The following is a 5,893-nucleotide window of genomic DNA, read 5'->3' as shown; positions in this document are numbered from 1 at the left end:
CGCAGCTTTGCTGGTCTGGCTGCTAAAGGTGTGGCGATATGGATTGGTTGGCAGGCATTTATCAATATGGGTGTGAACTTGGGCTTACTTCCAACCAAAGGCTTAACTCTTCCTTTAGTCAGTTATGGTGGCTCAGGGATTTTGATGAATGCAGTCGCAGTAGCAATGCTGCTTCGTATTGATTATGAAAACCGAATCTTGATGCGGGGAGGTAAGTTATGACCAAACCATCCATCTTGATCATGGCTGGAGGAACTGGCGGACATATTTTCCCAGGTCTAGCAGTGGCTGAATATTTGCGCGTTTGTGGATGGAATGTATCTTGGCTTGGTAATCAGAGCGGTATGGAGTATCGACTAGTAAAAGCTTGTGATTTCCCATTTGAAGCCGTTGATTTTGGTGGCTTGCGTGGCAAAGGCATCAAAGCCAAACTGATGCTGCCATTTAATCTGGCAAGGGCCAGCTTTCAGAGTTTGAAGATCATGCGCCGCATTAAGCCAAATGTGGTGTTGGGTATGGGTGGATACATTACATTTCCTGGCGGCTTGATGACTAAGCTTTTGAAGAGGCCGCTGGTTTTACATGAAGCCAATTCTGTGGCGGGAAGTGCGAATCGCGCTTTAGCCAAAATTGCTATGCGTACCTTGACTGGTTTCCCAGATACGATGGCTCATGCTGAGTGGGTCGGAAATCCAATCCGTGAAGAATTCGACGCTATGGCTGTACCAGCAAAACGTTATGAAGAGCGCACGGGACCTCTGCGCATTTTGGTGGTTGGTGGAAGTTTAGGGGCGGCTGCCTTAAATGAAGCAATTCCATCAGCCTTGGCATTGATGGATAAAGATGCGCGTCCATATGTGATGCACCAGGCTGGAGAGAAGCATCTCGCAGATCTACAGCAGCGATATGCTGACTTAGGTGTTACTGCCGATATCCGTTCCTTTATTGACGATATGCCAACCGCCTACGGTCAAGCAGATCTTGTTATTTGTCGCTCGGGCGCAATGACTGTTTCAGAAATTGCAGCATGTGGTGTGGCTTCTTGTTTAATCCCATTTCCATATGCGATTGATGATCACCAAACTGCCAATGCACAATTTTTATCAGATGCAGATGCTGCCATTTTGTTGCCACAACAAGATCTCAATCCACAGGATCTCGCATCCATGATTCAAAATTTTAATCGTCAAGATTTACAAGTGATGGCTGAGCGTGCTCATGCTTTGGCTAAGCCCCATGCAACTCAGCGTGTGGCTGAAGTATGTGCAGATTGTGCGGGAGTAGGTATATGAAACATATCGTTCAGCAAATCCATTTTGTTGGGATCGGTGGCGCAGGCATGAGCGGTATTGCCGAGGTGCTTCTGAATCTGGGATATCAGGTGTCTGGATCTGATTTAGCTGAAGGCGCAGCAACGAAGCGCCTTACAGATTTGGGTGCTGTAATTCATATTGGGCATGATCCTAAAAATATTGGTACCGCAGAGGCAGTGGTGATTTCTACTGCGGTTGCAGGAAACAATCCTGAAGTGCTAGCTGCTCGCGCAGCCAAAGTGCCTGTGATTCAGCGTGCCGTCATGCTTGGTGAGCTCATGCGTTTAAAGCAGGGCATTGCGATTGCAGGAACTCATGGCAAAACAACGACCACCAGTTTGGTTGCCTCAGTCTTAGCTGAGGGCGGTTTAGACCCAACCTTTGTAATTGGTGGGAAGTTAAATTCTGCTGGCGCCAATGCGCGCCTAGGTCGGGGCGATTTCATTGTGGTCGAGGCAGACGAGTCTGATGCTTCTTTCTTGCAACTATTTCCAGCAATGGAGGTAGTTACCAATATTGATGCTGATCATATGGATACCTACCAGCATGACATGGCAAGGTTAAAGCAAGCATTTGTTCAGTTTATTCAGCGTATGCCTTTTTATGGTGTGGCAGTGCTCTGTATTGATGATGCCAACGTTCGAGACATTATTCCGTTCGTATCTCAGCCGGTACTGCGTTACGGCTTGTCTGAAGATGCGGATATTCGTGCAAGTAATGTGCGTGCTGAGGGTACGCGTATGCACTTTACGGTGGATCGTAAAACAGTACGTCGCCATGGCAATAAGCCGGGTCGTCTTGAGGTGCAACTCAATTTACCTGGTTTACACAATGTACGAAATGCATTAGCAGCAATTGGTATTGCCACGGAATTAGGTGTTGGTGATGAAGCCATAGTGAAAGCTTTATCTGAATTTAGTGGTGTTGGCCGTCGCTTCCAAAAATATGGAGAGATTCCGCTGGCATCTGGTGGAAGTTTCACTTTGATAGATGATTATGGACACCACCCTGTTGAGATGGCGGCTACTTTATCTGCAGCGCGTGGTGCTTACCCAGATCGTCGATTGGTACTAGCGTTTCAACCACATCGCTTCACAAGAACTCGCGATTGTTTTGGTGAATTTGTGCAAGTCCTGAAAAACTTTGATGCACTTGTGCTTACTGAAGTCTATCCAGCTGGTGAAGCGAAGATTCCAGGTGCGGATGGCCAAAGTCTCATGAAGGCAGCACTCTCCGCTGATAAGGCTGTAAATGGCTCCTTAGATAGTGCGGCTGTGGCCTTTGCAGCAAGCATCGCGGAAATGCCAGAAAAACTCAGCACTTTATTGCGTGATGGCGATGTCTTAATCACGATGGGCGCAGGTTCTATCTCTGGCTTGCCTCATGTATTAGCGGAGTCAAAACATGTCTAAGCAAAATCAACCATTACTTTCTTGGGGTGAGCGAGTGAAGCAAGAGCTCGCAAACTTAGATATTAAGTCCCTTGGTCGGGTCGGCGTGTTGCTAGGCGGCCGCTCTGGTGAGCGCGAGATTTCCTTAATGTCGGGAAATGGTGTATTGGAAGCGCTCCTCTCTAAAGGGGTTGATGCGCATCCATTTGACCCGGGATTACGTTGCCCAACTGAATTGGCAAATGAAAAATTTGACCGCATCTTTATTTCCTTGCATGGACGCTATGGTGAAGATGGCATGATCCAGGGATTACTTGAACTTTTGGGTTTGCCTTATACCGGTAGCGGTGTACTAGCCTCTGCATTGGCAATCGACAAAATTGCGACAAAGCTTGTCTGGCTCAGTAGCGGTCTTTCAACACCAGAGTTTCAGGAGTTGAAAGCGGATAGTGATTGGAATGCAGTGGTGAAGCATTTGGGTCTACCGTTGATTGTTAAGCCAGCACATGAGGGTTCTTCACTCGGTTTAACTAAAGTGAAATCCGTCGACGAGTTGCCTGCAGCCTATAGGCTGGCCGCTGGAATGGATAAAAAAGTCATTGCCGAAACTTGTATTGTTGGCGATGAGCTCACTTGCCCATTGGTTGGATTTGGCGCTGATGCTGAGGCTTTGCCGGTGATCAAAATTATTCCACCAGAAGCTAACTACGATTTCCATAATAAGTATTTCTCTGATGAGACTAAATACTTGTGCCCAACTGACTTAGCACCAGAGGTCAATCAAGCAGTTCAAGAACTAGCGTTAGCTGCTTATCGTGCTCTCGGCTGCAGGACTTGGGGTCGTGCTGATGTGATGTTAGATAAGCAAACTGGAAAACCCTATCTTTTAGAAATGAATACTTCCCCAGGGATGACTTCGCATTCTTTGGTACCTATGGCGGCAAAAGCAGCTGGTGTTGAATATGCCGAACTAGTGCTCTGGGTCATTAGCCAAACCCTAAAAAGTAAAGGGGATGGGCAAGTATGAGTCGGATGAGCGCCTTCTTAAACGGCTTCGGTGAGATATTTGCTTCACTGGCATCTCCGCTTTGGAATCATCCAGAGCGGATGCAAAAGTTGAGCCGATTCTTGATGCGCTGTTTTGCAGTCATGGTTTGCGTTGGAATTTTGGTGTGGTTAAGTCAGCGCCCAGTTTTTGCCTTGCGCCAAGTCGTAATAGAGCCGGTAGCTGGTGAAACACTCAAACATATTAATAAGCCTGTAGTGAAACAGCAGGTTTTAGAAACTGTCCAAGGTAATTTTTTCAGTGTGCGGCTAGAAGATGTGAAACGTGGTTTCGAGTCAATGCCATGGGTGCGTCATGCCAATGTTCGTAGGGTCTGGCCTAACGGATTGATTGTGAGCATTGAAGAGCAAAAGCCATTTGGTACTTGGGGTGGGGCTGATAGCCATACCTTAATGAATACCCACGGTGAGCTTTTTGCTGGCCGTGTTTCTGATGTAGGAGACGGAATTCAGTTGGTTGATTTCTCAGGTCCAGAAGATGCAAGCAAAGAAGTTATGCGCTTGTATGAGAGAGCGAATGCCTGGTTTAAGCCTTGGAGTGCCGAAGTCAAAAGCTTAACCCTTTCTGAGCGGTATGCCTGGCATGTGAAGTTATCCAATGGTATGAAAGTGGAGTTCGGCAGGGATGAAGAGAACTCCGACAAAACATTAACTGAGGATCGAGTGGCGCGCCTCTTTAAATATTGGCCAGAGGTTCAAGAGAAGTGGGCTAATCGCGTAGACGCAATTGACTTGCGTTATGCAAATGGTTTTGCAGTACATCTTGCTTCGGCAAATTTGAAAAAGAATGAAGTAGACGGCAAAAAAAGTGAGCAGAAGCAATGAGGAATGAGAATGAGTAAAGACAACCGCGATTTACTAGTCGGATTGGATATTGGAACCTCCAAGGTGGTTGCTTTGGTTGCTGAACTAGGTGTTGATGGCCAATTCAATGTCGTTGGTGTCGGTCAAACTGCATCCAAAGGTTTGAAAAAAGGTGTTGTTGTCAATATCGAGGCAACTGTTCAATCTATTCAAAAGGCGCTTGAAGAAGCTGAGGTGATGGCTGATCGTCAGATCGCTCAGGTCTTTACTGGTATCGCTGGAAATCATATTGTGAGCTTTAACTCTAGCGGTATGGTGGCCATTCGCGATAAAGAGGTCAGTGCTGGTGATGTTGAGCGGGTTTTAGAAACCGCTAAAGCAATCAATATTCCAACGGATCAACAGATCCTTCACATTCTTGTTCAAGAATTCATCATTGATGGGCAAGAAGATGTTCGTGAGCCAATTGGCATGAGCGGTTTACGCTTAGAGGTGAAAGTACATATTGTTACTGGCGCCGTTAGTGCTGCGCAAAATATTGTGAAATGTGTGCGTCGTTGTGGCCTAGAAGTCAATGATCTCATCTTGCAGCCGCTCGCATCCAGCTTAGCTGTACTAACTGAAGATGAAAAAGAATTGGGTGTCGTTTTAGTGGATATTGGTGGCGGTACAACTGATATCGCAATTTATTGCCAAGGCTCGATTCGTCATACTGCAGTAATCCCAATTGCAGGCGATCAAATTACTAATGACATTGCAATGGCCTTGCGCACTCCAACTATTGATGCAGAAGATTTAAAAATTCAGTATGGTATCGCTCGCCAAGATATGGCAGACCCATCCACCATGATTGATGTGCCTGGTGTAGGTGATCGTGAGCCACGACCAATGTCTAAGCAGGCCTTAGCTGCAGTGATCGAGCCACGTGTTGAAGAGCTATTTACTTTGGTACGAGGAGTGGTGCGTGATTCTGGGTACGAAGATATGGTGTCTTCAGGGATCGTGCTCACTGGCGGTACCGCGTTAATGCCAGGAATGGTTGAACTTGCTGAACAAGTCTTCTTACGGCCTGCACGTATTGGTACACCTGAATATCGTGGCCACTTACATGAAGTCTTACGTAGTCCGAGATTCGCTACCAGCATCGGTTTATTAATGGAAGGTCAGGCGCAACTATTGCGTGGCCGTCGAGTATCTCAGTCAGGCGCATTGCAAAGTGTTATCTCGCGCATGAAGGAATGGTTCGCAGGAAATTTTTAAGTTTTTCGTCGTCGTCAATGTAGTACTTATTACCTAGGAGGGTATATGGAATTTGAAATG

General features: G+C 46.6%; 6 protein-coding genes. All 6 read left to right on the top strand.

Annotation, left to right across the window (positions count from 1 at the left end; all coding sequences use genetic code 11):
- A partial coding sequence (locus B7X71_RS10855; protein ID WP_293600738.1) for an FtsW/RodA/SpoVE family cell cycle protein occupies window positions 1-222 on the top strand: 222 nt, incomplete at its 5' end.
- On the top strand, window positions 219-1,292 hold the full coding sequence (gene murG, locus B7X71_RS10850) for an undecaprenyldiphospho-muramoylpentapeptide beta-N-acetylglucosaminyltransferase (RefSeq protein ID WP_293600737.1): 1,074 nt from the start codon (window positions 219-221) through the stop codon (window positions 1,290-1,292). The genes B7X71_RS10855 and murG, both read left to right, overlap by 4 nt.
- The gene (gene murC / locus B7X71_RS10845) at window positions 1,289-2,725 is read left to right on the top strand and encodes a UDP-N-acetylmuramate--L-alanine ligase (RefSeq protein ID WP_293598379.1); all 1,437 of its coding nucleotides are present in this window, start codon (window positions 1,289-1,291) and stop codon (window positions 2,723-2,725) included. The genes murG and murC overlap by 4 nt, the downstream gene beginning before the upstream one ends.
- A complete protein-coding gene (locus tag B7X71_RS10840; protein ID WP_293600736.1) occupies window positions 2,718-3,731 on the top strand; it encodes a D-alanine--D-alanine ligase in 1,014 nt (337 codons plus the stop codon). Before murC ends, B7X71_RS10840 begins: the two co-directional genes overlap by 8 nt.
- Window positions 3,728-4,594, top strand: coding sequence for a cell division protein FtsQ/DivIB (locus B7X71_RS10835; protein ID WP_251367889.1), 867 nt, complete (start codon window positions 3,728-3,730; stop codon window positions 4,592-4,594). The genes B7X71_RS10840 and B7X71_RS10835 overlap by 4 nt, the downstream gene beginning before the upstream one ends.
- Window positions 4,595-4,603: 9 nt before the next feature.
- The gene (gene ftsA, locus B7X71_RS10830) at window positions 4,604-5,833 is read left to right on the top strand and encodes a cell division protein FtsA (RefSeq protein ID WP_293598376.1); all 1,230 of its coding nucleotides are present in this window, start codon (window positions 4,604-4,606) and stop codon (window positions 5,831-5,833) included.
- Window positions 5,834-5,893 lie beyond the last annotated feature (60 nt).

Source organism: Polynucleobacter sp. 39-46-10 (assembly GCF_002282275.1).
This window is presented reverse-complemented; position numbering and strand designations above follow the sequence as displayed.